The sequence below is a fragment of the Streptomyces sp. NRRL B-3229 genome (assembly GCF_000719505.1).
Classification (GTDB): Bacteria; Actinomycetota; Actinomycetes; order Streptomycetales; family Streptomycetaceae; genus Streptomyces; species Streptomyces griseorubiginosus.
In genome coordinates this window covers 95912-119922 of record NZ_JOGP01000022.1, presented here as the reverse complement: position 1 = coordinate 119922, position 24011 = coordinate 95912, and the positions used below count along the sequence as shown (strand labels likewise).

The following is a 24011-nucleotide window of genomic DNA, read 5'->3' as shown; positions in this document are numbered from 1 at the left end:
GCCCTGGGCCGGTACCGGGGACGCCGGGCGGGTTCCTCCCCGGGTCCGGAGGCACCGGGACCGGAGGCACGGGGGTTGGGGGTGCGGGCCGGGGCCGGGCGGGTCCCTCCCGGGTCCTAAGGCACCGGGACCTGAGGCACGAGGGTTGGGGGTGCGGGCCGGGGCCGGGCGGGTCCCTCCCGGGTCCGGAGGCACCGGGACCGGAGGCACGGGGGTTGCGTCCGAGAGCGGGGGCGCGGTGCGGGTCCCCGGGGCCGGGGGCGCGGCGCGTCAGTGGGTGGGGCGGGGGCGGGAGCGTCGGTAGAGCGCGGCTCCGCCGAGCAGTAGCCCGGCGCTGGCCAGAGCGGTGGGCAGGAGGTCGTCCGCGCCGGTGTGGGCGAGCGTGGGCCCGGGGTCCGACGGGGCGTGGGGTGCCGGTCGTGGGCCGGGGTGGTGCCGCGGCGGGGAGACCGGCGTGGACTCGGCCGGAACGGCGGGGGCCGGGGCCTCGGGGTGGTCACCGGGACCGTTCACGGACCCGTTGCCGACCGACGCGTTGCCGACGCCGACCACGTTCACGGAGTTCCCGCTGAGGTCGACCGGCAGGTGGACCGGGAGCCGTACCCCGTTGCCGGCCGGCACGCCCGGTGAGTCCGTGGTGCCACCCTCGGCCCGGGCACCGTCGCCCGCCGTGGCGCCACCGGCCACGCGCACCGACCGGTCAGCACCCCGGGACACCCCGGCACCGGGGACCCCGCCGCCCGAGTTCTCGTTGCGGCAGCTGTTCCCCGCCGTCGGGTTGAGGAGCCCCACCACATTCACCGTGTTCCCGCACACGTTCACCGGGACATGCACCGGAAGCTGCGCCACGTTGCCGGAGACCAGCCCCGGCGAGCCCGCCGCCGAACCGTCCGCCGCGCTGCCGGCGTACGCGGGCATCGTCACGGTCATCGCCCCGGACACGGCGGCGACGGCGATCACGCCGTTTCGGGTAACCCGTCTCATCGGTTCCTGCCTTCCAGACGTGGACGCGGGCAGTCACCCGCACCGTGTAAAACGCAGGCGAACCATCAGTGTTACGGCTAATCGGCCTTTCACCCCATCGAGCGACATGGTTGTCGAACTTGCGGCAAAACCGACTCATCGCCATCGAGCGGGCACGCAGGGTAGGACTCCCGCCATGATCCCGTCTCTCCGGCGGCGGCCGACGCTCGGGAGGCGACCCGGCAGAGGGCCGCATATCGTGATCGAGGGCGCCGATGGGCGCCCTTGGAGGCATGGATGCTCGCCAAGGTGACGAGGCGACGGTGCACTCTCTCCGGCGCCGTGGGCCTGGCCCTGCTCGGCGCGGGGTTGCCGGCGACGGCCGCGGACGACTCCGGGCCCGACCTGTCGCGCTTCTACCACCAGAAGATCAACTGGTCGAAGTGCGTGGGCATGGAGGCACCCGAGGACCTCCAGTGCGGCAAGATCACCGTTCCCGTCGACTACGCCCGCCCCCGCGCCGGCACCCTCGACCTGGCGCTCGCCCGCTACCGGTCCACGGCGCAGCACAAGCGCGGCTCGGTGGTGCTGAACTTCGGCGGCCCCGGAGGCGCGGGCGTGCCCGAACTCGCCGCCGGGGGCCACGACTTCATGGACCTCACGGACGAGTACGACGTGGTCTCCTTCGACCCGCGCGGCGTGGGCAGGTCCTCCCCCGTCAGCTGCGGCGAGGGCACCGACGAGGCGCTGCGGGCCACGGACGACGACACGGCGCTCAGCACGGACCCTCAGGACGTCCTCGGAAGGCTGCGCAAGGCGGCCGCCCAGTGCGCGGAGCACTCCGGGCCCGTCCTGCCCCACATCGGCACGGTGAACGTCTCCCGCGACCTGGACGTCATGCGCCAGGCCCTCGGCGACAAGAAGCTCAACTACCTCGGCTTCTCGTACGGCAGCCGGCTGGGCGCGGTGTACGCGGCCCAGTTCCCCGAGAAGGTGGGCCGGCTGGTGCTCGACGGGGTGGACACCCTCACCGAGCCGGTGGCCGAGCAGGGCGTGGCGGGCGCCGCCGGGCAGCAGACGGCGCTGGACGACTTCATCGACTGGTGCGCGAAGGACATCGCCTGTCCGTTCGGCACGGACGCGCGCGGGGCGCGCGAGCAGGTCGTACGGCTGGTGGCGTCCCTGGACGCGGATCCGGTGCCGACCGACTTCGGTCCCGCCTTCACCGGCCAGGACCTCGTGGGCGCGATCAGCCAGGCGCTCTACAGCGAGAAGCTGTGGCCGTCGCTGGAGCGGGCGCTGGCCGAGCTGGTGGAGGACGGCGACACCACGGGCATCCTCGCCTTCGCGGGCGGCGGATCCGGTTTCCTCCCCCGTGCCCGGCCGCTCTCCGACGACCCGACGCACAGCCCGCTCGCGGACGTGGACGACATCCCGTTCGACAATCTTCCGGCGGCGCTGATGGCGGTCAACTGCGCGGACGATCCCGACCGCCCCGGCGCCGACCGGATCACCAAGGACCTGGCCCGGCTGCGGGCCGCCTACGAGCAGGCGTCCCCGGTCTTCGGACGCTACCGCCTCACCGAGTACCTGATGTGCTACGGCCGCCCCAAGGGCACCGACTACATACGCGAGCAGGTGCGCGACGTCGGCACACCGAAGATCCTGCTCGTCGGCACCCGCGGGGACCCGGCGACGCCGTACCGCTGGACCGTGGAGACCGCGAAGCGCCTCGGCGACTCGGCCGTGGTCCTCGACAACAAGGGCGAGGGCCACACCGGTTACGGCTCCTCCTCGTGCGTGCACCGCAAGGTCGACGACTTCCTGCTGTACGGCAACCTGCCGCCGAGCGGCAGCTCCTGCGGGCCCGAACGCGACGACTGAGACCCCTCCGGGGACCACCGCCGTCGAGGACGAAGTGCCCTGACCGCACGATCAAGTTGCCCCGAATGCCCGATCGGTGAATCGGTCCTATGGTGCTGTTATGGAGCACGCACTCAGCAATGCGACCCTCTCCGAACTGCGCCGTCCGCGCACCTATCCCGCGGTGTCCGTGCTGACGCCGACCCACCGCCGGGAACCCGAGAACGCCCAGGATCCGGTGCGGCTGCGCAATGTGGTGGCCGAGGCGAAGAAGCGGGTGGAGGCCGATCCCGCCGTCCCCAGGGAGCGGCGCGTCGACGTGGTCCGGCAGCTGGACCAGGCGCTCGGGGAGATCGACCTGGCGCACGCCGAGGACGGCCTGGTCATCTACGCGGCGCCGGGTGAGCACCAGGTGTGGTCCCTCAGCCGTGCCGTGCCGGAGCGGGTAGTGCTCTCGGACACCTTCCTGACCCGCAACCTCGTGTCCGCGCAGGCCTCCGAGCGCCCGTTCTGGGTGCTGTCGGTCTCCGCCGACCGCGTCACCCTGTGGAACGGCGGCGCCGAGCGGGTCACCGAACACCATGCGGGCGGCTTCCCGATGATCCGGACGCGCGAGAACTTCGACGCCGAGCGCCTGGAGCGGATCGGCGACATGCCGAGCACCTTCCGGGACGAGGGCACGCGCCACTTCCTGCGGGACGCCGACACCGCGATGGCACGGCTGCTGCGAGCGGCGCCCCGCCCCCTTTACGTCACCGGCGAGACCGCGGCCCTGTCGGCCCTGGACGACGTCGGCAGTGTCTCCAGGGACGCGGTGCACCTTCCGCACGGCGGGCTCGCGCACGGCACCCCCGACGCGGTGTGGCAGGCCGTGCGGCCGCTGATCGCGGCGGAGGGCCGCCGGAGCACCGAGGCGGTGACCCACGAGCTCGAATCGGCGCGCGGACGGCGGACGTTCGCGGCCGGAGTCGACGAGGTCTGGCAGAGCGCCCGCGAGGGCCGGCTGCGGCTGCTCGCGGTCGAGGAGAACTACCGGGTCACGGTCCGCGACGGGGGCGGCGACCACCTGGTGCCCGCCGAGAGCGGCGACCTCGACGCCCGCGAGGACATCGTGGACGAGATCGTCGAACAGTGCCTGGAGACCGGCGCCGACGTCCGCTTCGTCCCGGACGGCACGCTGGGCGGGGTGGACCGCATCGCGGGCGTGCTGCGGTACTGAGGCCGCCTGGTGCCCAGGAGGCCCCTCGCACACGCGATCCCTCACACACCCCCGAACAGCGCGCTGAGCCCTCGCTCGACGGCCTCCTCGAGGTCCTCCTGACCGTCACCGACCACCAGGTAGGTGCGCAGCAGGAAGCTGCGCAGGGTGGGTGTGTCGAACTGGAGGAGGGCGAGGCCGTACGGCGAGTGGAACTCCACGACCGTGGTGCCGCTGCCGCACGGCCACAGGTGCACGTCCCCGCCGCCGACCGGCCCGGCCAGCCCCTCCTCCAGGAGGACCCGGGCGAAGGTCCAGGTCACCCTGTGCCCGTCCAGGGAGACCTCGGCCGGGAAGTCCACGCACACGGCCAGCGGATCGGCGGAGCTGTAGCGCAGGGTCGCGGGGACGGGCAGTTCCTGGTTCTCCGCGGTGATCAGTCGGGCGCGGGCGGGCTGCTCGATCGTCGTGTCCATGGTCGGTCTCCACTGCCTGTGAGAGGTCGGCCCGGTTGTGCCGATGTGTTGTTACGACCTCGCAGGTGCCGTTTCATTACGGCTGAGCGGGAGTGAATTTATGTGACCTGCATCACATCGCACCGCACGGGCATCGCCACCCCTGCCTTCCGGGCGCCCGGGAACCACCCCCTGGCACGGCCCGATCCACCTGTGCCAAACTCCTTAGAACACAGGACCGTCGAACACACAAATGAACACCGGGCCGACCACCCCCACGACCCGTCAAGTCACGTACACCATCTACGACTTGAGACCCTGACCGGCGTAGACGAGACGCCCTGCACGACCGCTCCGCGAAGACTGTGGCATATGCCAGAAGCACCACCGTATCGTGTGCCGCCAAATCCCTTACAGCGCGTCGCGGCCTGTGCAACAGTCGTAACGGTCCCTCCGTCCCCCTTGGTCGAACCGTCCCGCATCGGAGCGCGTCATGCCGTCCCATCTCTCCGCGGACCGCCCAGCCGCCCAGCCACCCGGAAGCGGCTCGGTCGACGCGCTCATATCGCAGGCGCGGCGGCTCAAGGGCGACGTGGACGCCGTCCGACGGGACGCGCCGAGCGACGGTACGGACCCCCAGGACCGCTGGCAGCGCGCGTTGTACGACCTCGCACTGCACCAACTCAGCGATCTGGACGCCCACTTGGCGCAACTCAGGGACGGCCCGCCACCCGCGCCCCCGGCGCCCGGCGCGGAGGCCGCCGCAGGAGCCGCCCCGCCCGCTCCCCGGCGCGGCTCGCTGCTCAGCCGGGTCGGCAGCGCGGAGTGGAACTTCCTGACCGACGAGGTGAGTTGGTCCGGGGAGCTCTACCGGATCCTCGGCCGCGATCCCGCCGCTCCCCCGCTCACCCTCGACGAACTCCCTTCCCTGGTGCTCGACGAGGACCGGCCGCGACTGACGGCCATGGTCACCGACTGCCTGGTCGACGCCCAGCGCATCGACGGCGAGTTCCGTGTCGTGCGCCCGGACGGCGAGGTCCGTGCCGTCCACATGATGGGTGAGCCCGTGCTCGCGGCCGACGGCAGCACCGCCTCGATGTGGGCCGTGCTGCGCGACGTCAGCGACCTGCGGCGGACCGAGCGGGCGGTGAGCGAGACCCGTGACTCGTTACAACGCCACCGGCAGCGCGCACAGAGCGAGCACCGGCTCGCGGTCGAGCTCCAGGAGGCCGTGCTGCCGCCGTGGCGTGGCTCCCTGCGGCTCCCGCACCAGGGCGCCGAGACCCTCGACCTCGCCGCCCACTACCTGCCGTCGTCGACCAGCACCCTGATCGGCGGCGACTGGTATGACGCGCTCGAACTGGCCGACGGACAGACGCTGTTGAGCGTCGGCGACCTCACCGGTCATGGAGTCTCCGTGGCCTCGGGCATGGCGACCCTCCTCGGCGCCGTCCGCGGCATGGCGATGGCCGGCACCGAGCCCGGCCGGCTGATGTCCCTGCTCAACCAGTTGCTCGACGCGACCGTCCAGCCGGCTCTCGGCAGCGCGGTCTGCTGCCGCTACCGCCCCGAGACCCGCACCCTGGTCTGGGCGCAGGCCGGGCACCCCGCCCCGCTGTTGTTCCGGGGCGGGACGGGGCGCCGGCTGCACTCGCCCGACGGCGTCCTCCTCGGCGCGACCTCCGGAGCCGTCTACGCGCAGGCCGAGGAAACCCTCGAACCGGGCGACCTGCTCCTGCTGCACACGGACGGACTGGTGCCCGGGCGCGACAGCACGGCTGCCGTGCACCGCCTCCTCGACCTGGCCCCGCGGTTCGGCGGGGCGCGCACCGCGCAGGACTGTGTGCGGATGGTCAGGGAGGAGTTCGGTGAGACCGAGCGCGAGGACGATGCCTGCGTCCTCATCGCCAAGGTGACTTCATAACAAGCTCACGCCCGTCGGCTGTTGCCACCCCTTCCCTTGGGCTTGGGCAGTGCCAGCCTGATCTCCTCGCGCAGCTCGTCGATCTTCGGATAGCTGGAGTACTCGGCGGTGAGCCGGTACATCTGGCGCAGCCGGTCCCAGGTGCGGCCCGAGGAGTTGGAGCCCATCGCCATCAGGGCCAACCGCGCGTACCGGTCCGCCTGTTCGGGGTCGTCCGCGATGAAGCAGGCGGACGCCATCGACAGATGGTCGAAGATCTTCGACCGCTCCCGGCCGTCGTTGCGCAGGGACAGGGCCTTCTCCGCGTAGTGCTGCGCGTGGACGGCCGCGCCCGGCTCGAACTCCGCCAGCGTGCGGTAGGCCAGCGCCTGCATGCCGTACAGGTCCTCGTCCTTGAAGGTCTGCATCCAGCTCGGCGGCGACACGTCGCCGCGGTCGGAGACGAAGAGGTCCTCCGCCTGGCCGAGGGTGCGGCGCATGGCCTGGCCCTTGCCCATGGACGCCTGCGCCCACGCCTCGATGGTGTGGAACATGGCCCTGGTGCGCGGCAGGACCTGCTCGCCCGATCCGGTCTGGGCCAGCTTCATCAGGTCGAGCGCGTCGTCCGGCCGGCCGAGGTGCACCATCTGGCGGGCCGCGCGGGAGAGCGCCTCGCCGGCGCGGGGCCGGTCACCGCCCTCTCTGGCCGCGTGCGCGGCGATGACGAAGTACTTCTGGGCCGTGGGTTCGAGGCCGACGTCGTGGGACATCCAGCCCGCGAGGACGGCCAGGTTGGCGGCGACGCCCCACAGGCGCCGCTGGAGATGGTCGGGGTGCCGGTAGGCGAGCATGCCGCCCACCTCGTTGAGCTGGCCCACGACCGCCTTGCGTTGCAGCCCGCCCCCGCGGGCCGCGTCCCAGGCCCGGAACACCTCGACCGAGCGCTCCAGTTCCTCGATCTCCTGCGACCCGATGGGGGCGGCCTCGTAACGGTCGAACCCGGCGGGGTCGGCGTGCAGGGGGTCGTCGAACTGGGGGGCATCGGCGCTGAGGGCCGGATCGGTGTGCAGCCAGTCGTACATGGCACTGCTGAGTACGGATCCCGCGGTGAGCGCGGCACCCGCGCCCACCAAGCCGCGTCGGTTGAGCATGAGGTCCATTCCCGTGAATTCGGTGAGGACCGCAGCGGTTCGGTCGGGCGCCCATGGCATGCCGTCGGGAGCTTCCGCGCTCCCGTCGCCCTGCCGTTTCCCCGTACGCCCGTGCCGGACCAGACCGAGGTCCTCGATGGTCACGACACGGCCGAGACGCTCGGTGAACAGGGCCGCCAGCACCCGCGGCACCGGATCGCGCGGGATCTCTCCCATGTCGATCCAACGCCGGACCCGGGAGGTGTCGGTCGAGAGCTGGGGGTGGCCCATGGCCGCCGCCTGCCGGTTGACCAGCCTCGCGAGTTCACCCTTGGACCAGCCGGCCAGGCCGAACAGGTCCGAGAGTCGGGTGTTGGGTTGTCCGCTCACGTCAAGCCCCCAGGTTCTCGGCTGAGTTGACAGTAGCCCCGTGTCAGTTGCTCCGGGACTATTCGCCAGGGTTCGCCAGGGTGCGCCAGATGGTGTGCCACGCGGCATATGCGGTGAGGTAGGAATGCGCCACCCCGACCCGGACCGCACAGGGACATTCCCCAGGGTGCACCCGGTGATCCGGGTCGGGCAGCGCACCGCCTCCCCAGGCACCACGCACCGCAGATCCACGCACCACAGATACACGCACCAGAGCTCCTCCAGCACCACCGCTTCTCCAGGCACAGCAGGCACACGAAGGGATCTGTCTCTCCCATGTACGCAGCATCGTCCTCCGTGTCCGCCCCGCCCCGGTCGCCGCATCTCCGCCCGGCGGGTGGCGGCCCCTACCTCGACCCCGCGCGGCCGGCGGCCCCCGTACCGGGTACGGGCAGGACACGGCGCGTTCCGGGGCTCGGCACCCAACCGCTCAGCGGGAGACTCGACTTGTCCGGCCCCCAGGGCGCCCAGCTGCGCACGGCGATCGCGTCGGTGCACCGGATCTGCCCGGAGTTCGCTCCGGTGCAGGTGCTGCGCCGCAGCGGGCGCTCCGTGCTCCTGGTCGGTACGACGGGACGCAGCACGGCCGTCGCCAAGTGTTTACTCGACCAGTCCCCGGTATGGGCCGAACGGATCCGGCACGAGATAGCCGCTTACCGCTCGTTCGTCCGGCACCGGCCCCCGGTACGCGTCCCCAGGCTGATCGCAGCGGACCCGGACAACTGCACCCTGGTCATCGAACGGATGCCCGGCCGGGTCGCGGCGCTGCACCGGCACCCGGCGGAGGCCCCGCCGCGCGCGGACATCAGGGCGGCCCTCGGCTCGGTATGCCGGCTCAACGCCTGGCGGCCACCGGCGGGCACCTTCGACGCCCCGCTGGACTACGCGGCGCGCATCTCCCGCTACCACGAACTGGGACTGCTGACCGACCGGGACCTGGGCGACCTCCAGAAGCTGCTGCACGGCATCGCGCACTCGGCGGGCCGGCAGGGCATGGGCCAGTTCTGCCACGGCGACGCCCTGCTCTCGAACATCCTGCTCTCACCGGCCGGTCCAGTGCTGGTGGACTGGGAGCACGCGGGCTGGTACCTGCCGGGCTACGACCTGGCGACGCTGTGGTCGGTCCTCGGCGACGCCCCGGTGGCGCGTCGTCAGATCAGCCAGATCGCCCAGTCGGCGGGCCCGGCCTCCCGGGACGCGTTCCTGGTGAACCTGATGCTCGTCCTGACCCGTGAGATCCGGACCTACGAGACGGCCGTGCAGCGTTCGATGCACGACACGACCCCGGCGGCACCGGCCGTGGCCCACCCCGGTGCTGCGCCGTCCGGCGAGGAACAGCGGCTGCTGCTGAGGCGGCTGCACGACGACTGCCAGCTGGCCCGTCGGGCCGTACGTGCGGCGGTCGGCACTCGCTGACGGGGCGATGGCCCGCGGAGCGCAAGTGGAGCGGCGCCCCGCGGGCCTCTGCATGTCCGGACGCCTTCGCGGCCCCGGCCATTGGTGTACACCACTGACGCCCCGCAGGCCCGCGGGCCACCGCCACGAAACTCCCGCGGACCCGGATTGACATGGGAAATCCCCTGCCCCTGGGCATGATTGACGGATCGTCGACGAGCCGGTAGCACTGACGCACGCCCGGCCCCGCTCGGCTCATCGCGCTCGATCGCCCCAGGAGGACGCATTGCGAGGATCCGCCACCACCCCCCACAGAGCCACCCGGAGAGTCTTCGGCACCCTGGCCGGCACCGCCCTGCTGCTGCCCCTGCTCGGCGCCGCCCCGGAGCAGTCCGGGGACTCCGCCGCCGGGCTCCAGCAGGCCTTCGCCGCGGCGGCCGCCGAGTACCACGTGCCGCAGAGCGTCCTGCTCGGCGTCTCCTATCTCCAGTCCCGCTGGGACGATCACGCCGGGGCGCCCAGCGTGACCGGCGGCTACGGACCGATGCACCTCACCGACGCCCGGTCCGCACTCGCCTCGGCACCGCACCACAGCGAGGGCACCGAGGACGCCCGCGGCGACAGTGCCCGCGCGGCCCTGCTCCCCGACCGGAAGGTGCCGCCGGCCGGCGAGGTCCCGGCCCGGCTGGAGACGCTGCCGAAGGCGGCCGACCTGTCCGGCCTGAGCCCCGAGGACCTGCGGACCGACCCCGCGGCGAACGTCGCGGGCGGTGCCGCGCTGCTGGCCGCGGCCCAGAAGGAACTGGGCGAGCCGCTGACCGAGGACCCCGCGGACTGGTACGGCGCGGTGGCCCGTTTCTCCGGCGCGGACGACAGCGGGACGGCGGCCGCGTACGCCGATGACGTCTACGACGTCCTGCGCACCGGCGAGGCACGCACCACCGACGCCGGTCAGCAGATCGCCCTGGCCGCACGCCCCGACCTGGTCCCGGACACGGCGCAGCTCGCCCGTGCGGGCCTCAGGAAGCCGAAGGCGGGCGCCACCGAGTGCCCGAGGACGGTGTCCTGCGAGTGGATCCCGGCGCCCTACGAGGAGTTCGGCGACAACGACTACGGCAACCACGACCTCGGCAACCGGCCGGCCTCGCAGAGCATCAAGTACATCGTCATCCATGACACGGAGGGCGCCTGGGAGGGTGTCCTCAACCTGGTGCAGGACCCGACCTATGTGTCGTGGAACTACAGCCTGCGCTCGACCGACGGTCACATCGCCCAGCACGTGAAGGCGAAGGACGTCGCCTGGCACGCCGGCAACTGGTACATCAACGCCAAGTCGATCGGTCTGGAGCACGAGGGCTTCCTGGCCAATCCGGACGCCTGGTACACCGAGGCGATGTACCGGTCCTCGGCGCGGCTGGTGAAGTACCTCTCCGCGAAGTACGGCATCCCGCTGGACCGGCAGCACATCCTCGGCCATGACACCGTGCCGGGGCCGACGACCGCGACGATCCCGGGCATGCACACCGACCCGGGCCCCTACTGGGACTGGCGGCACTACTTCGAGCTGCTGGGCCACCCGATCCGGGCCACCGCGCCCAAGCAGGGCGGACTGGTCACGATCCGGCCCGACTACGCCACCAACCAGCCGCAGTACACCGGCTGTGTCACCAGCGGCCGGCCCTGCGCGTCCCACGGTTCGAGCGAGGTGCGGCTCTACTCGGCCCCCGACGAGAACTCCGCCCTCATCACGGACATCGGCCGGGGCGGCCGGCCCCCGACGACCGACGTCAACGACCTGTCGTCACGGGTCTCGACCGGCCAGCAGTACGCGGTCGCCGGCCGGGACGGCGACTGGACGGCGATCTGGTACCTGGGCCAGAAGGCCTGGTTCAGGAACCCGGCCGGCAACCGGACCGCGGTGAACGCCGCCGGTCTCGTGATCACCCCGAAGAAGGGCCTCGACAGCGTCCCGGTGTACGGCCGCGCCTACCCCGAGGCCTCCGCGTACCCGGCCGGCGTGCCCGCGCAGGCGGTGTCGCCACTGCCGTACAAGGTGCTGAAGGACCAGAAGTACGTGGTCGGGGACCGCGTGCCCGGCGAGTACTACTACGCGGTCACCTTCGCGACGGACACGCACAAGGTCGTGGTCGGCAAGGATCTCTACTACGAGATCCAGTACGGCCACCGGGTGGCGTTCGTGCGGGCGGCGGACGTGGACGTGAAGCTCTCGCTGACGCGCTAGGCGGGACAGCTCCGCCGGTAGGTCACATCGGGCAGGTGGCGGCTCCACTCCTCGCGGGTGAGGCCGCCACCGGCACGTCGGCACACGGTTGCGGCGGCTCGGTCCGGTCCGACGAGGTAGGTCCGCGGCGGTGTGTGATCGCCCACCGCGTGGAGGCTGTCGCCGTCCGCACCGAAGGCCAGGGCCGTGACCGTGTCGCCCGGGGTCGGCAGGGGTGATCCGATGCGGCGCCGGGACGCCACGTCCCACAGCTGGAGGGTGCCCTCGTCGCCGGCGACCGCGAGGGTCCGGCCGTCGGGGGCGAAGGCCAGCGCCGAGACGTACTGGTAGGTGGTGGTCTCGGGGTCGGCGAGCACCCCGAGGCGCCGGTGCAGGCGACCGTCCCACAGCTCGACCCGGCCGGACCCGTCGCCGACCGCCAGGTGTGTGCCGTCGGGGCTGAAGGCCAGCGCACTGCCGCCGCTGGGCAGGCGTCCGGCGGGCAGCCGGGTGCCCGAGGGAAGGCGGTAGGCCTCCCCGCCGGTGGTGACGACGAGGTCGCCGTCAGGATGCAGGGCGACCGCTCCGCCGGTGCTGGTCAGGGTCCGGGTGGTCGCGCGCCGCTCCAGGTCCAGGATCCGGACGCTGCCGACCGAGGGACTCGGCAGGTCGGTCAGCAGCAGGGAACGGTCGCCGGGACCGAAGGCGAGGTGGGCCGGCGGGGTCCGGCCGAGGTCAGAGGTGGTCAGGACCGTGGAGACTCGGCGGTGCGGGACGTCGTAGAGCCAGAGGCGTGGCGGTGCGGGCCGCGCGTTCGACGACTCGATGCCGTAGGCGAGGGTGCGGCCGGTGGAGTCGAAGGCGAGGTGGGCGGCGCACCCGTACAGCTCCACCGCCGGGTCGGGGACGCGGCAGGGGGCCGTGCCGAGGTCGGTCAGGGGCCGTCCCCTGGCGGTGAGGAGCCGGAAGCGGATGCGGGCGCCGTCGGGGTCCGGGCGGGCCGTGGCCAGGAGTGCGCCGTCCGGGCTGTAGGCCATGCCGATGGTCTGCGTGGTCGTCCAGTCGGGAGTGACCGCGTCGCCCAGGACGAGGGTGTGCACGCTGGGGCCCCAGGTGCCCTCGGGACCGCCGAGGTAGCGCAGGGTCCGGCGCGCGGGGTCGAGGCGGATGTCCTTGACGGTCTCGCCGGCGAGCCGGTGCCGGAAGACCGGGAAGACAGGGGTGGCCAGCCTCCAGACCAGGATCTCCTCGCCGTCGGAGGCGGCCATGAAGGCTCCGTCGGCGCTGAACCGGGCGATCTTCAGACCGGGGTACTCGAGGTCGGCGATCCGGCGGCCGGTGTCGATCCGCCAGGCCCGGAAGCCGGTGGGGCCGACGACGCCCAGGGCACGCCCGTCCGGACTGAAGGTGATCTGTTCCTGGAGGCACTGCCGGGCGGTCGTCCTGGGCAGCCAGGGGGCGCTGATCTCCCGGCGCGTCCCGACGTCCCACAGTCGGAGCCGGGCACCGGGGACGCACAGGGCGAGACGGCGGTCGTCGGGGCTGACCGTCGCGTCGGGTGTGGACCGGTAGGTCTGGATCGAGGTGCGCCTGTCCTGTCGGAGTTCCGCCACGACGGCCATGAGCCGGGGCCAGCCGATGTCGCTGACGTCGACGCTCGCGGGACGTAGGGGGTCTTCGATGTCCAGCAGTTTCCGGCGGGTGCGCGGGTCCCAGAGCTGGGTGTGGCCTCGGGTGCCCAGACGGTCGTAGACCACGAGGGTGCGGCCGCTGGGACTCATCTCCACTCCGCCGTCGGCGTCCGTGAGGGGGGTGCGGTCCTGGCGGCCGGTGGCGAGGTCGCGGACGGTCACGCGGGTGCCGTCGAAGACCGGGAGCCAGGTGGTGTCGCCGTGCGGAAAGCCCGCGTTCTCCATCGTCGCGCCGAGGCCGGGCTGCCGGCTCAGGTTCCGGTGGGTGCTCACGTCCCAGCGGGTCACCCGGTCGGTGCCGACGCTGATCAGGGTGCGTCCGTCGGCGCTCAGCCGGCGCATGGTCCGCTTGCCGCCGTCCGGATCGGTGAACACGTCCTGCTCGCGCTGGTCGGCCGCCGCGAGTAGCGCGGACCGGGTCTCGGGCAGGTCGGCCACCCGCCACGCCGCCAGGCCCAGCCGCATCGAGGTGACCGGGTCGGAGAGTCTGAGGCTCTCGGCCACGCCGACGAGCCGGCGGGCCTCCGCCTCCAGCCGGCGCCGCTCGCCCTCCCGGTTCTGCTGCCAGGCCACGAGTCCCGCGAGCAGGCAGAGGGTCACCAGCACGGACAGGGCGCCGACCCGCCCACGGCGACGGAACCGCTCACGCCGACGTGCGTGTACGGCGGTCCGGAGGAACTCCCTCTCCAGCGGGGTGAGTTCCGCGGAGTCGCCGGTGAAGTGCTCCTCGGCGGCGGCCAGTCGCCCTCCCCGGTACAGGGTGTCCGGGTCGCGCCCGGCTCCCGCCCAGGTGCCGGCCGCCTCGGTGAGCAGGCGTTGGGCGCGCAGCCGTTCGCGGTCCTCGTCGATCCAGGTGCGCAGCCGGGGCCAGGCGGTGAGCACGGCCTCGTGGGCGAGGTCCACGGTCTCGCCGTCGACGGTGATCAGCCTGGCGCGGGCGAGCTGTTCGAGGACGTGGGGGGTGTCGGGCCAGTCGGCGCCGGTGAGTTCGGCGCGGTCGGCGGGATGCCGGGTGTCGGGGGTGCCCTGGCCGGGGGTGACGAGGCGCAGCAGGACACGGCGGGCGGTGTCGGCCTGCGCCGGGCTGAGGCTCGCGTGGAGTTCCTCGGCGGTGCGGGCGATGGCCCCGTGGATGCCCCCGGCCGCCTCATAGGCCGCTTCGGTGAGTGTCCGGCCGTGGCGTCGGCGCCAGGTCTCCAGCAGGGCGTGGGACAGCAGGGGCAGCCCGCCCGGCTCGTCCGCGAACTCGTCCAACAGCCGTGCCGTGAGGGCGCGTTCGACGACCAGGCCACCGAGGGCGGCGGGCCGGACGATGGTCTCGCGCAGTTCGTCAGGACCCATGGGTGCGACCAGCAGCGTGGCGTCCTGGGCGGCCTCGGCGAGCCGGCGGTGGCGGGTGAGATGGCCGTAGAAGTCGGCGCGTACGGCGATCACGACGCGGGTGCGCCGTCCGGCGGCGGGGAGGAGCAGGTCGAGGAAGCGGGTGCGCTCGTCCGGGTCGGTGCAGAGGGTGAAGAGTTCCTCGAACTGGTCGACCACGATCAGGGACGCCTCGGACCCCAGGGTCTCGCCATGGGTCCGGGCGGGGTGCGGCCCCGGGGAGAGGACCTGCGTGCGGCCGGCCGTCCTCGGGATCAGACCGGCGCGGAGCAGGGAGGACTTGCCGCTGCCGGAGGGGCCGGCCAGGACGACGACGGGGTGGTCGGTGACCATTCCGGCGAGCCGGTCGACCAGCCGGTCGCGGCCGAAGAACCGCTCGTGGTCACCGGTGTCGTACCGCGCCAGGCCGAGGTAGGGGGCCCGGCCCGGGTCGTCGGCGGCCCGCCGTTCCTCGGTCGCCTCCTCGGACGCCTGCTGCCAGCGCCGCTCCCAGTCGGCGGGGTCGCCGTCGCAGGCGGAGACGTAGGCGAGGGCGACCTGGAGCGAGGGGAGCCGGTCGCCTGCCGCGGCCTGGGCGAGGGTCGCCGGGGAGTAGTGGGCTCGGGCCGCCATGGCCCGGTAGGTGGGACCCCCGGCTTCCTGGCGTAACTTCCGCAGTTCGTGGGCGAATCGGGCGACAGGGCCCTCGGTCGGGTCCAGCGGTCGCTCGCGTCGCCCCATGACTCTCCCCCTGCGTTCCCGTCGGCGCGGCCGGTGGCCGATCTTCGCACGCTAGGGACGGACGCCGGTGCGGGGCAGGGCAGTTCCGCCCGTGCGGCAGAGGCGTGTGGCTGGAGGCCGGGAATTGTCTGGAGTGGTGAAAGGGGGCTGCCGGACAATTCCGGGGTCACGAAGACTTGGATCACGGCACCCCGGGGCTTCGCCGAGGCGGGCGGAGCGGGGGATCCCGGGTGTGACCGTGCGGGGCCGGACGACCGACCGTGCCCGCGGGCGGCTCCGGAAGGCCAGGGACGGGGGAACTGGCCTTCCGGAGCCCACGGCGACACCGCGCAGGAGGCGTTCAGCCCTGCTGGAACAGCTCCGCCGGCAGGGGCTTGAGGAGGGCGTACAGATCGTCCGTGATGGGGCGGTCCCAGGCGGCGATGGTCACCAGGACCTGGTCGCTGCGGTCGAACTGGACGCAGGAGATCCGGCTCTCGGAGAGCTTGAGGCGGCGCACGATCAGGAGGTTGTCGCCCTGCATCACCGGTACGTCCTCGGTGTCGGTGACGGTCACCTCCTCGTCGTTCTCCAGCGCGATCAGCAGCTGCGCCACCTCGAAGGGGACCTGGCCCTCGGGCACCTCACGCGCCGGGGAACCCTCGGGGAGGTTGCCGATGATCATCGCGGGGCCGCGGCCGCCGAAGAGGTCGTAGCGCAGGAAGACGCCCTGGCAGGTGCCGTCGGGGGCGGGCAGCAGCCCGGCGCCGAGGTTGCCGGGCCAGTCGCCCGGATCCATGGCCAGTACGTCGAAGTCTGGACCGGCGGGGGTGGCGCGACGGCGGAGGAACGACATGCGCCCATGGTAACGGGGTGTACAGGTTGTCGGGCGACTGCGGGTAGTGGGGGCTGGTCGCGCTCACGCGGCGGAGCCGCACAGTGATGCGGCCCGCGCCCCTAGGTGGGATCACTCACCGGTCGTAGACCAGTACGGTCCGTCCCCAGCTTGCGGCAGACCGCTGACAGGAGGCGGACCGCCGCCTGCTCGTCCGTGTTCAGTTCCTTCGCGATCTCGCTGTCCGTGTGGCCTCGCGCCGCCAGGTCCGCCGCTCGGCGTTCGCGGGCCGTGAGGGTGTCCGTCTCCGTACTGTGCAGGCGGCGGGGGCGGAGGCCGGCGGCGGCCAGTTCCTCGCGGGCGGTTTCGATCAGTCCGTCGGCTCCGCACTGCACGGCGGTGTCCAGGCCGCGGTAGAGGTTCTCCGCCGCCTCCCGGGCGCGGCCGGAGCGGCGGAGCTCCGTGCCCAGGGCCACCAGCGCGCAGGCGAGTTCATACGCGGCCGGGGAGCGTTCCAGGTGGGTGACCGACTCCTCCAGGAGCTTCACGCGGGCCGAGCCGGGCACCACCTCGGCGGCCAGCCGCAGCGCCTGGCCGACGGCCGACGGGGCGCCGAACTGGCGGGCTCGCGCCACCGCTTCGAGAGCGGTGACGACCGCGCGGTCGGGGGCCTCCTGGCTCTCGGCGCGGGCGAGGTGGAGCTGCCACGGGCACCAGGAGGGGTTGCGCACACCGCGGGGTTCCAGGCGTCGGCCCGCGGCGGCCAGTTCGACGGCGGCCTCCTTGGTGAGGCCGCGGGCCAGGAGCAGTTCGCCGTACACGGTCTGGGCGTCCGGGAAGACCACGGCGGCCGGGAAGGGCGCCCCGAAGCAGTGGTCGTCGGCGACCTGGGCGGCCTCGGTGACCCGGCCGCGGGCGAGCAGGACCTCGATGAGGACGCCCAGGGCGTACCACTGGGCCGGGGTGCCGGGACCGACGCGCTCAGCCAGGCGCAGTCCGGCGCGCACGAAGTCCTCGGCCTCGGCGAGACGGCCGCGGCGGTAGCGGACGTAGGCGAGGAGGGTGTAGGCGAAGGAGAGGTGGCCGCCTCGCCAGCCCTGGCGTTCGAAGTCGGCGATCCCGGCGGCGAAGAGTTCCTCGGTGCGGCCGGGGCGGTCGGCGTAGGTGAAGGCGAGGGCGACCAGCACCGGCACTTCGAAGCCGCGGTCCGGCTCGGCCCAGCCGAGGCCCCCGGCGAGGGCCCGTTCGGCGTGGTGCAGGGCGATGTGGGCGGGCTCGCCGCGCAGGACGGCGTCCCAGGTGCGCAGGCCGATGATGTACCGCTCGGTGAGGTCGCGGCCGGTGAGGCGGTCGGCCAGGCGGGCCATGCGGCGGGAGCGGGAGGGGTGGTCGGGTTCGTCGGCGCGGAAGGCGTCCCACATGAACTGCTCGGCGACCATGCGCAGTTTGACCCGGGCGTCACCGGTGACCTTGATCTCGCGGGCCAGGGTGTCGGAGGCCTCGGCGAGCCGGTCGCTGTGCGCGAGGACCTGGGAGAGCCGGTAGACGATGCGGTGGCGCAGGTCCGGTGCGGTGATGGGCTCTTCGAGGGCGGCGCGCAGGAGGTTGACGGTGGTGGCCGGTTCGGTCAGCAGGGAGGCGCTGCCCAGTTCGTACAGGACGGCGGCGCGGTCCCCGAGGTCCGGGGGTTCGCGCAGGGCACGGGCGAGGTAACGGCGGGCCGCGTCGGGAGCGCCGGAGCGGAGGGTCTCGGCGGCGGCGGCGCGCAGCTGCTGGACGACCCAGGGGTCGCCGTCGGGGTGGGTCTCCAGGAGGTGGCGGGCAGCCGCGGCGGCGCCCCGTCCGTCGTCGACCACGCACCAGGCGGCCTGGCCGTGCAGCGCGACGCGGACGCCGGGCGGGATGGCCCGGTAGACGGCGGTGGCGATGAGCGGGTGGACGAACTCCAGGGACTCGACGCCGGTGAGGATACGGGCGCCGCGCAGCGCGTCGGCCGCGTCGGCGGCCTCCTCGTGGCCGAGTCCGGCGACGGCGGCCGCGAGGTGGGGGTGGATCTCGGTGCCGAGGACCGCGCAGGCCCAGGCGAAACGGACCGTGGAGGTGCCGAGGCGTTCGATGCGGGCGATCAGGCCGCTGCCCTTGACGGCGGCCGCGAGATCGCGGAGGAGGTGGGCGGCGTCCTCGGTCGGGGTGACCCCGCGGTCGTGGACCTTGGCGGTCAGCTCGACGGTCTCGAACGGGTTGCCCGCGGTGACGGCCCAGCACTCGCGGCAGAAGGCGTCGTCGGCCCGGGTGCCCAGCGTCTCCCGTACGAGGCTGGCGACGGCGGCGGCGCTCAGGGGCTCCAGGTCGAGGGGGCGCCCCCCGGCGCGGCCGGGCAGCGCCCTGAACGGCTCGGCGTGGTCGGGGAGTTCATCGGGCCGGTAGGCGACGACGACCAGGATCGGGAGCTCTTCGGCACGGGGTGCGAACGCGGCCAGCCAGCGCAGGGATTCGGGGTCGGCCCAGTGGGCGTCGTCGAGGACGAGCACCATCGGGGCCCGCAGGACGGCGAGATGGGTGAGCACCCAGTCGAGTCCGTCGCGCAGGCCCTGCGGATCGGGCGGTGCTCCGTCGGTCGGGGCGCACAGGCCGAGGGCGGGTCCGACGATGTCGTACCAACTGCCCAGCTGGGCACGGAGATCCGCTTCGGCGGCACCGGCGAACTGCGGCTGGAGGAGTTGCCGGGCGACATGGAAGGCGACCCGCTGCTCCTGGTCGCCACCGCGGGCGGCAAGGACGGTGCAGCCCCGGGCGGCGGCGCGGCGGCGGACCTCGGCGAGGAGGGTCGTCTTGCCGATGCCGGGGCGGCCGGCGACCGCGAGCAGGGCGCCGCGCGCGCGTGCATGCGGTTCGGTCCCGTCCGTGCGCAGCCCGGTGAGCTCTCCCAACGCCTCGTCCACAGCGGAGAGTTCGCTCTCCCGCTCCAGGAGAGTCCTTCTGCTCCGCGCACTGCGCTGCGTCATGGCGCACCCCCCGTCACGGTGCTGGACCCGCGCGGGGAGCGAGCGCACACCGTGACCTACAGGCAGCTCAGCGTACGCCTCCTGAGTGCCGCGCGAGCCCGACTCGACGCACTCCGGTCGGCGCTAGCAGAGGTGTTCGCACAGAACGGTGAATCCGTGGATCAGTGCTCCGGCGGCTACGGCGGAGCCGGCGCGGACGTCGGCATCGAGCACCGCGTTCGCGTGGGTCAACCGGCCGGTGGTGAACAGCAGTTCGCCACGGATTTCGGTGATCGGCCTGTTGCGGTCACGCCCTCCTGGCACGGCGTGCCGGCGGGGTCGGTCAGGTCGTCGGCGACCCCGCCGCAGCTGTCGTTCAGGCTCGCGCCGCCCGGTGGACGCGGGTCACGTGAGGTCGAACTCGCCCTCCCGCGCTCCTGACACGAACGCGCCCCACTCCGCCGGGGTGAAGATCAGGGAGGGGCTCTCCGGCCGGTGGCTGTTGCGCATCGCGATGAACCCCTCGACGAAGGCGATCTGGACATCCCCCAGACCACGGCTGCTCGAGTGCCAGTCGGCGTTGCTCAGGTCCAGCTCCGGCTTGTCCCAGCCCATGAGCGGCTGCTGCTGGATGGTGGTCTCCGCCACGTCCGTGCTCCTCCCGATCGCTTCGTCCGCGGCCAGCCTAGCGATCGGCCTCGGCCGCCGACAGGCCACGTGAGGGGGACCTTTGCGCGGGCATTTCACGCATCCGGGGGCTGGGACCCCACCAGCCACATCGAGAAGAACTGCGAGCCGCCGCCGTAGGCGTGGCCGAGCACCCTGCGGGCGCCGTCCACCTGGTGCTCCCCGGCCTGTCCGCGGGCCTGGAGCGCGGCCTCCGCGAAGCGGATCATGCCGGAGGCGCCGATCGGATTGGTGGAGAGCACTCCGCCCGACATGTTGACGGGCAGGTCCCCGTCCAGCTCGGTCGCCCCGGCCTCGGTGAGCTTCCAGCCCTCGCCTTCGTCGGCGAAGCCGAGGTTCTCCAGCCACATGGGCTCGTACCAGGAGAACGGCACGTACATCTCGACGGCGTCGATGTCCCGGCGCGGGTCGGTGATCCCGGCCTGCCGGTACACGTCGGCCGCGCAGTCCTTGCCGGCCTGCGGCGACACGGCGTCCTTGCCGGCGAACAGGGTCGGCTCGCTGCGCATCGCGCCGCCCAGCATCCAGGCCGGGGGCCGGGGCGCGCGGGCCGCACCCGCCCGGTCGGTGAGCACCATCGCACAGGCGCCGTCGGAGGAGGGACACGTCTCGGAGTAGCGGATCGGGTCCCAGAGCATGGGCGAGGCCTGGACCTTCTCCAGGGTGATGTCGTGTTCGTGCAAGTGTGCGTACGGGTTCTTGAGGGCGTTGCGGCGGTCCTTGTACGCCACCAGCGAGCCGACCGTGTCGGGGGCCCCGGTGCGCCGCATGTACGCGCGCACGTGGGGTGCGAAGAAGCCGCCCGCCCCGGCCAGCAGGGGCTGCTGGAAGGGGATCGGCAGGGACAGGCCCCACATGGCGTTGGACTCGGACTGCTTCTCGAAGGCCAGGGTGAGCACGGTGCCGTGCACGCGGGCCGCGACCAGGTTCGCGGCGACGAGGGCGGTGGAGCCGCCGACGCTGCCCGCCGTGTGCACCCGCAGCATGGGTTTGCCCACCGCGCCGAGCGCGTCGGCCAGGTACAGCTCCGGCATCATGACGCCCTCGAAGAAGTCGGGCGCCTTGCCGATCACTACGGCGTCGATGTCGGCCCAGGTCAGCTCGGCGTCCTCCAGGGCCCGGACGGCAGCCTCCCGGACGAGCCCGGCGATCGACACGTCCCGGCGCGCGGCGACGTGCTTGGTCTGGCCGATGCCTACGACGGCCACGGGCTCCTTGCTCATCGCGGATCCCCTTCGAGTACGGCGACCAGGTTCTGCTGGAGACAGGGCCCGGAGGTGGCGTGGGCGAGGGCACGGTCGGACTCGCCCCGGTGGATCCGGGCGGCGGCCTCGCCGATGCGGGCGAGGCCGGCGGCCATCATGGGGTTGGCGGCGAGGGCCCCGCCGGACGGGTTGATCGTCACACCGTCACCGAGCCTGAGCGCCTTGCGCAGGACGACCTCCTGCGAGGTGAACGGGGCGTGCAACTCGGCGGTGTCGACGGGCCGTTCGAAGACACCGGCCTTCTCGGCGGCCAGCCGGGTCGAGGGCGAGTCGGTGAGGTCGCGGACGCCGAGGGAGTGGGCCTCGATGCGGTGGTCGATGCCGCGGATCCACGCGGGGCGCTCGCACAGCTCCCGGGCCCGCTCGCCCGCCGCGAGGACGACGGCGGCGGCTCCGTCGCCGATGGGCGGGCAGTCGCCGGTGCGCAGCGGCTGTACGAGGTAGTCCCCTTGCGGCACCGGTCCTCTGAGCTGTGCGTGCGGGTTGTCGGTGCTGCGGCTGCGGGCGCCGATCGCGGCGAGTTCGCGCTCGTCCGTGTCGCCCGCGTCGATCAGCGCCTGGGCCTGGAGGGCGGCGAGGGCGACGGAGTCGGGCCACAGGGGGGCGACGTAGTAGGGGTCGAGCTGCCGGGTGAGCACATCACGCAGGGAGCCGGGCGAGGACTTGCCGTAGGAGTACACCAGCGCGGTGTCGGCGTCCCCGGACACCAGCTTGGTCCATGCCTCGTACAGGGCCCACGCCCCGTCGGTCTCGACGTGCGACTCGGAGATGGGCGGCCAGGCGCCCACGCCGTCGAGGGCCAGGGTGAAGGAGAAGGCGCGGCCGGCGAGGTAGTCGCAGGACCCGGAGCAGGTGAAGCCGATGTCGGCTGTCTTCAGGCCGGTCCGGTCGAGGACCTCGTGCAGGACCGGCATGAGCATCTCCACCTCGGACAGTTCCGCGGTGGAGCGCAGGGTGTCGGACTGGGCGAAGGCGACGACCGCGATGTCCCGGCTCACAGCAGCTCCTTGTAGGTGTCGTACTCCGCGTCGGGTTCGCCGGTCGGCCGGTAGTGGTCGGGATAGCGGCCGTCCTCGGTCCACACCGGCTCGACCCTCAGGCCCATGCGCACCTGGTCGTAGGGGATCCCGCCGATCCGGCCGTGCAGGGCGAGGTCGGCGCCGTCGAGGGCGATGTGGGCGTAGACGTACGGCACTTCGATGTCGAGGTTCTTCGCCTTGATGTTGACGATGCAGAAGGTGGTGACCGTGCCGGCGGGACCCACCTCGACCTGTTCCGAGGTGGCGACCCCGCAGGTGGGGCAGGCGCCCCTCGGGGGCACGTAGACCTTGCGGCAGGAGGGGCAGCGCTCGCCGACGGCCCGCCGTTCGGATTCCAGGGCCTTGATGTAGGCGGTCTGGGCGCGGCCCGGTGAGTAGGTGTAGTCGAGCCGGGCCTCGGCGACGATGCCGGTGACCGGGTCGTCGAATTCGCCCACATGGACGGTGACTTCGGCGGCGTCCGTGTGGTCCGGCTCGAAGCAGGCGATGTCGGTGATGGCGCCGACGCGTTCCTCGGCCCAGCGGATGCGGACCCGCATGCCGGTGTGCACGGCCTCGGGGCCGGGGGCGTCGAGGGCGTGCAGCAGGGCGGTGTCGGCGTTGTCGAGCCTGACCAGGACCCAGGCGAAGGGGGTGTCCAGGGGCTGCCCCCGGCGCGGGGCGGGGTTCCAGGCCCAGGTGGTGACCGTGCCGGTGAGACCGACGTGGACGAGGTCGCTGAGTTCGTCGGCGGTGACGGGGTCGTACTCGACCGGGGGGACCAGGGTGCGGCCGTCCCGTGTCTTCACGCCGAGGACGACCCGTTCGCGCAGGGCGGTCAGGAAGGCGCTCTGGACCGGGCCGAGGGAGCGGGTGAAGGGGAACTCGACGACGAGGGGGGCTTTGAGGACTTCGGGCATGCCCGGGCTCCTTCAGTGGCGTTGGTAGTCGGGCGGTCGCTTCTCGGCGAAGGCACGGGCGCCTTCCTTCGCGTCGGCGGTGTCGAAGATCGGCCAGCCCCGCTTGAGTTCGGCGGCCAGGCCCTCGCTCTCCGTCAGCTCGGCCGTCTCGTAGACCGATGCCTTCACCGCCTCCACCGCCAACGGGCCGCAGGCGTTGACCAGTTCGGCGATCTCCAGCGCCTTGTCGAGCGCGGTGCCGTCCGGGACCACGTGTCCGATCAGGCCGATGTCGGCGGCCTCCCGCGCGGTGTACGGGCGGCCGGTGAGCAGCATCTCCAGCGCGTGGGTGCGCGGGATCTGGCGTTGCAGCCGGACCGTGGAGCCGCCGATCGGGAACAGGCCGCGCCTGACCTCGAAAAGGCCGAAGGTCGCGGACTCGCCGGCGACCCGGATGTCGGTGCCCTGGAGCATCTCGGTGCCGCCTGCGACGCAGTGGCCCTCGACGGCCGCGATCACCGGCTTGCGGGGGCGGTGGTGGCGCAGCATGGCCTTCCAGTGCAGGTCGGGATCGGCGTCGAGCCGCTCCCGGTAGTGCTCGCCCTCGATGCCCTTGCCGGCCAGCGCCTTGAGGTCCATGCCGGCACAGAACGTGCCGCCCGCGCCGGTGAACACGATCGACCGGATCGAGTCGTCGGCGTCGGCCTCCACCCAGCCGTCGTGGAGGCCCACGAGCATCGGCAACGAGAGCGCGTTCTTCGCCTCCGGCCTGTTGAGCGTGAGCACCAGCGTGGCGCCCTCGCGGCGGATGTCGAGGTGTTCCGTCCCAGCCATCGCCCGTCTCCCCTCTGCCAGAACGAGAACAGGTTGCAGGAGCCGCCGACGCACTTCAAGGGTTTTCTGACAGACAGTCAGATTTCTTCGCGCGAACTCTTCACAGTCACGCCGCCCTTTGCTCTGATGACCGGCGAACCGTCACAGAACCAGGCCGTGTG

16 protein-coding genes are annotated in these 24011 nt (G+C 72.7%); 5 read left to right on the top strand and 11 right to left on the bottom strand.

Features of this window, described 5'->3' with window-relative positions; all coding sequences use genetic code 11:
* Positions 1-270 precede the first annotated feature (270 nt).
* Positions 271-960 carry a chaplin gene (locus IF54_RS0130720; protein ID WP_030324679.1) on the bottom strand — a complete coding sequence of 230 codons (690 nt, stop codon included), beginning with the start codon at positions 958-960 and terminating at the stop codon, positions 271-273.
* Positions 961-1260: 300 nt separating this feature from the next.
* On the opposite strand from IF54_RS0130720, the gene IF54_RS0130715 reads away from it, so the two are divergent.
* Together IF54_RS0130715 and IF54_RS0130710 are read left to right on the top strand one after the other, a co-directional pair.
* On the top strand, positions 1261-2847 hold the full coding sequence (locus IF54_RS0130715; RefSeq protein ID WP_030324678.1) for an alpha/beta hydrolase: 1587 nt from the start codon (positions 1261-1263) through the stop codon (positions 2845-2847).
* A gap of 100 nt (positions 2848-2947) precedes the next feature.
* The gene (locus IF54_RS0130710; RefSeq protein ID WP_030324677.1) at positions 2948-4045 is read left to right on the top strand and encodes a hypothetical protein; all 1098 of its coding nucleotides are present in this window, start codon (positions 2948-2950) and stop codon (positions 4043-4045) included.
* A 41-nt stretch (positions 4046-4086) separates the two neighbouring features.
* Here the strand turns inward: IF54_RS0130710 and IF54_RS0130705 are convergent, their stop codons facing one another.
* The gene (locus IF54_RS0130705; RefSeq protein ID WP_030324676.1) at positions 4087-4500 is read right to left on the bottom strand and encodes an SsgA family sporulation/cell division regulator; all 414 of its coding nucleotides are present in this window, start codon (positions 4498-4500) and stop codon (positions 4087-4089) included.
* A 472-nt stretch (positions 4501-4972) separates the two neighbouring features.
* Here IF54_RS0130705 and IF54_RS0130700 point away from each other — a divergent pair, with 472 nt between their 5' ends.
* Positions 4973-6403, top strand: a complete 1431-nt coding sequence (locus IF54_RS0130700) for a PP2C family protein-serine/threonine phosphatase (protein WP_030324674.1) — start codon at positions 4973-4975, stop codon at positions 6401-6403.
* Positions 6404-6408: 5 nt separating this feature from the next.
* Here IF54_RS0130700 and IF54_RS0130695 read toward each other — a convergent pair whose 3' ends face one another.
* Positions 6409-7902 (bottom strand): hypothetical protein, encoded by a 1494-nt coding sequence (locus tag IF54_RS0130695; RefSeq protein ID WP_030324673.1) that lies wholly within the window; start codon positions 7900-7902, stop codon positions 6409-6411.
* Between the two features lie 315 nt (positions 7903-8217).
* Between IF54_RS0130695 and IF54_RS0130690 the strand changes: the two genes are divergently transcribed.
* Positions 8218-9357 (top strand): aminoglycoside phosphotransferase family protein, encoded by a 1140-nt coding sequence (locus tag IF54_RS0130690; protein ID WP_030324671.1) that lies wholly within the window; start codon positions 8218-8220, stop codon positions 9355-9357.
* A gap of 265 nt (positions 9358-9622) precedes the next feature.
* On the top strand, positions 9623-11578 hold the full coding sequence (locus IF54_RS0130685) for an N-acetylmuramoyl-L-alanine amidase (RefSeq protein ID WP_030324667.1): 1956 nt from the start codon (positions 9623-9625) through the stop codon (positions 11576-11578).
* Here the strand turns inward: IF54_RS0130685 and IF54_RS0130680 are convergent.
* The 8 genes from IF54_RS0130680 to IF54_RS0130640 all read right to left on the bottom strand — a co-directional run bounded on the left by IF54_RS0130680 (position 11575) and on the right by IF54_RS0130640 (position 23850).
* Complete coding sequence (locus IF54_RS0130680) at positions 11575-15348, bottom strand: hypothetical protein (protein ID WP_030324665.1); 3774 nt, start codon at positions 15346-15348, stop codon at positions 11575-11577. The genes IF54_RS0130685 and IF54_RS0130680 overlap by 4 nt on opposite strands.
* 340 nt (positions 15349-15688) lie before the next feature.
* Positions 15689-16183 carry a hypothetical protein gene (locus IF54_RS0130675; protein WP_030324661.1) on the bottom strand — a complete coding sequence of 165 codons (495 nt, stop codon included), beginning with the start codon at positions 16181-16183 and terminating at the stop codon, positions 15689-15691.
* Between the two features lie 101 nt (positions 16184-16284).
* Positions 16285-19167 (bottom strand): helix-turn-helix transcriptional regulator, encoded by a 2883-nt coding sequence (locus tag IF54_RS0130670; RefSeq protein WP_030324658.1) that lies wholly within the window; start codon positions 19165-19167, stop codon positions 16285-16287.
* 384 nt (positions 19168-19551) lie between these two features.
* Positions 19552-19794, bottom strand: a complete 243-nt coding sequence (locus IF54_RS0130660; protein ID WP_030324655.1) for a DUF397 domain-containing protein — start codon at positions 19792-19794, stop codon at positions 19552-19554.
* Positions 19795-19889: 95 nt separating this feature from the next.
* On the bottom strand, positions 19890-21056 hold the full coding sequence (locus IF54_RS0130655; protein WP_030324652.1) for a thiolase domain-containing protein: 1167 nt from the start codon (positions 21054-21056) through the stop codon (positions 19890-19892).
* A complete protein-coding gene (locus IF54_RS0130650) occupies positions 21053-22096 on the bottom strand; it encodes a thiolase domain-containing protein (protein WP_030324650.1) in 1044 nt (347 codons plus the stop codon). Before IF54_RS0130650 ends, IF54_RS0130655 begins: the two co-directional genes overlap by 4 nt.
* Positions 22093-23037, bottom strand: coding sequence for a Zn-ribbon domain-containing OB-fold protein (locus IF54_RS0130645; protein ID WP_030324648.1), 945 nt, complete (start codon positions 23035-23037; stop codon positions 22093-22095). The genes IF54_RS0130650 and IF54_RS0130645 overlap by 4 nt, the downstream gene beginning before the upstream one ends.
* A gap of 12 nt (positions 23038-23049) precedes the next feature.
* Positions 23050-23850, bottom strand: a complete 801-nt coding sequence (locus IF54_RS0130640) for a crotonase/enoyl-CoA hydratase family protein (RefSeq protein ID WP_030324646.1) — start codon at positions 23848-23850, stop codon at positions 23050-23052.
* Positions 23851-24011 lie beyond the last annotated feature (161 nt).

Excerpts from the sequence above, each read along its gene's own strand:
- IF54_RS0130645 (WP_030324648.1), bottom strand. The coding sequence starts at position 23,037 with ATGCCCGAAGTCCTCAAAGCCCCCCTCGTCGTCGAGTTCCCCTTCACC.
- IF54_RS0130710 (WP_030324677.1), top strand. The coding sequence starts at position 2,948 with ATGGAGCACGCACTCAGCAATGCGACCCTCTCCGAACTGCGCCGTCCG.
- IF54_RS0130680 (WP_030324665.1), bottom strand. The coding sequence starts at position 15,348 with ATGGGGCGACGCGAGCGACCGCTGGACCCGACCGAGGGCCCTGTCGCC.
- IF54_RS0130640 (WP_030324646.1), bottom strand. The coding sequence starts at position 23,850 with ATGGCTGGGACGGAACACCTCGACATCCGCCGCGAGGGCGCCACGCTG.
- IF54_RS0130675 (WP_030324661.1), bottom strand. The coding sequence starts at position 16,183 with ATGTCGTTCCTCCGCCGTCGCGCCACCCCCGCCGGTCCAGACTTCGAC.
- IF54_RS0130700 (WP_030324674.1), top strand. The coding sequence starts at position 4,973 with ATGCCGTCCCATCTCTCCGCGGACCGCCCAGCCGCCCAGCCACCCGGA.
- IF54_RS0130690 (WP_030324671.1), top strand. The coding sequence starts at position 8,218 with ATGTACGCAGCATCGTCCTCCGTGTCCGCCCCGCCCCGGTCGCCGCAT.
- IF54_RS0130655 (WP_030324652.1), bottom strand. The coding sequence starts at position 21,056 with ATGAGCAAGGAGCCCGTGGCCGTCGTAGGCATCGGCCAGACCAAGCAC.
- IF54_RS0130715 (WP_030324678.1), top strand. The coding sequence starts at position 1,261 with ATGCTCGCCAAGGTGACGAGGCGACGGTGCACTCTCTCCGGCGCCGTG.
- IF54_RS0130670 (WP_030324658.1), bottom strand. The coding sequence starts at position 19,167 with ATGACGCAGCGCAGTGCGCGGAGCAGAAGGACTCTCCTGGAGCGGGAG.
- IF54_RS0130705 (WP_030324676.1), bottom strand. The coding sequence starts at position 4,500 with ATGGACACGACGATCGAGCAGCCCGCCCGCGCCCGACTGATCACCGCG.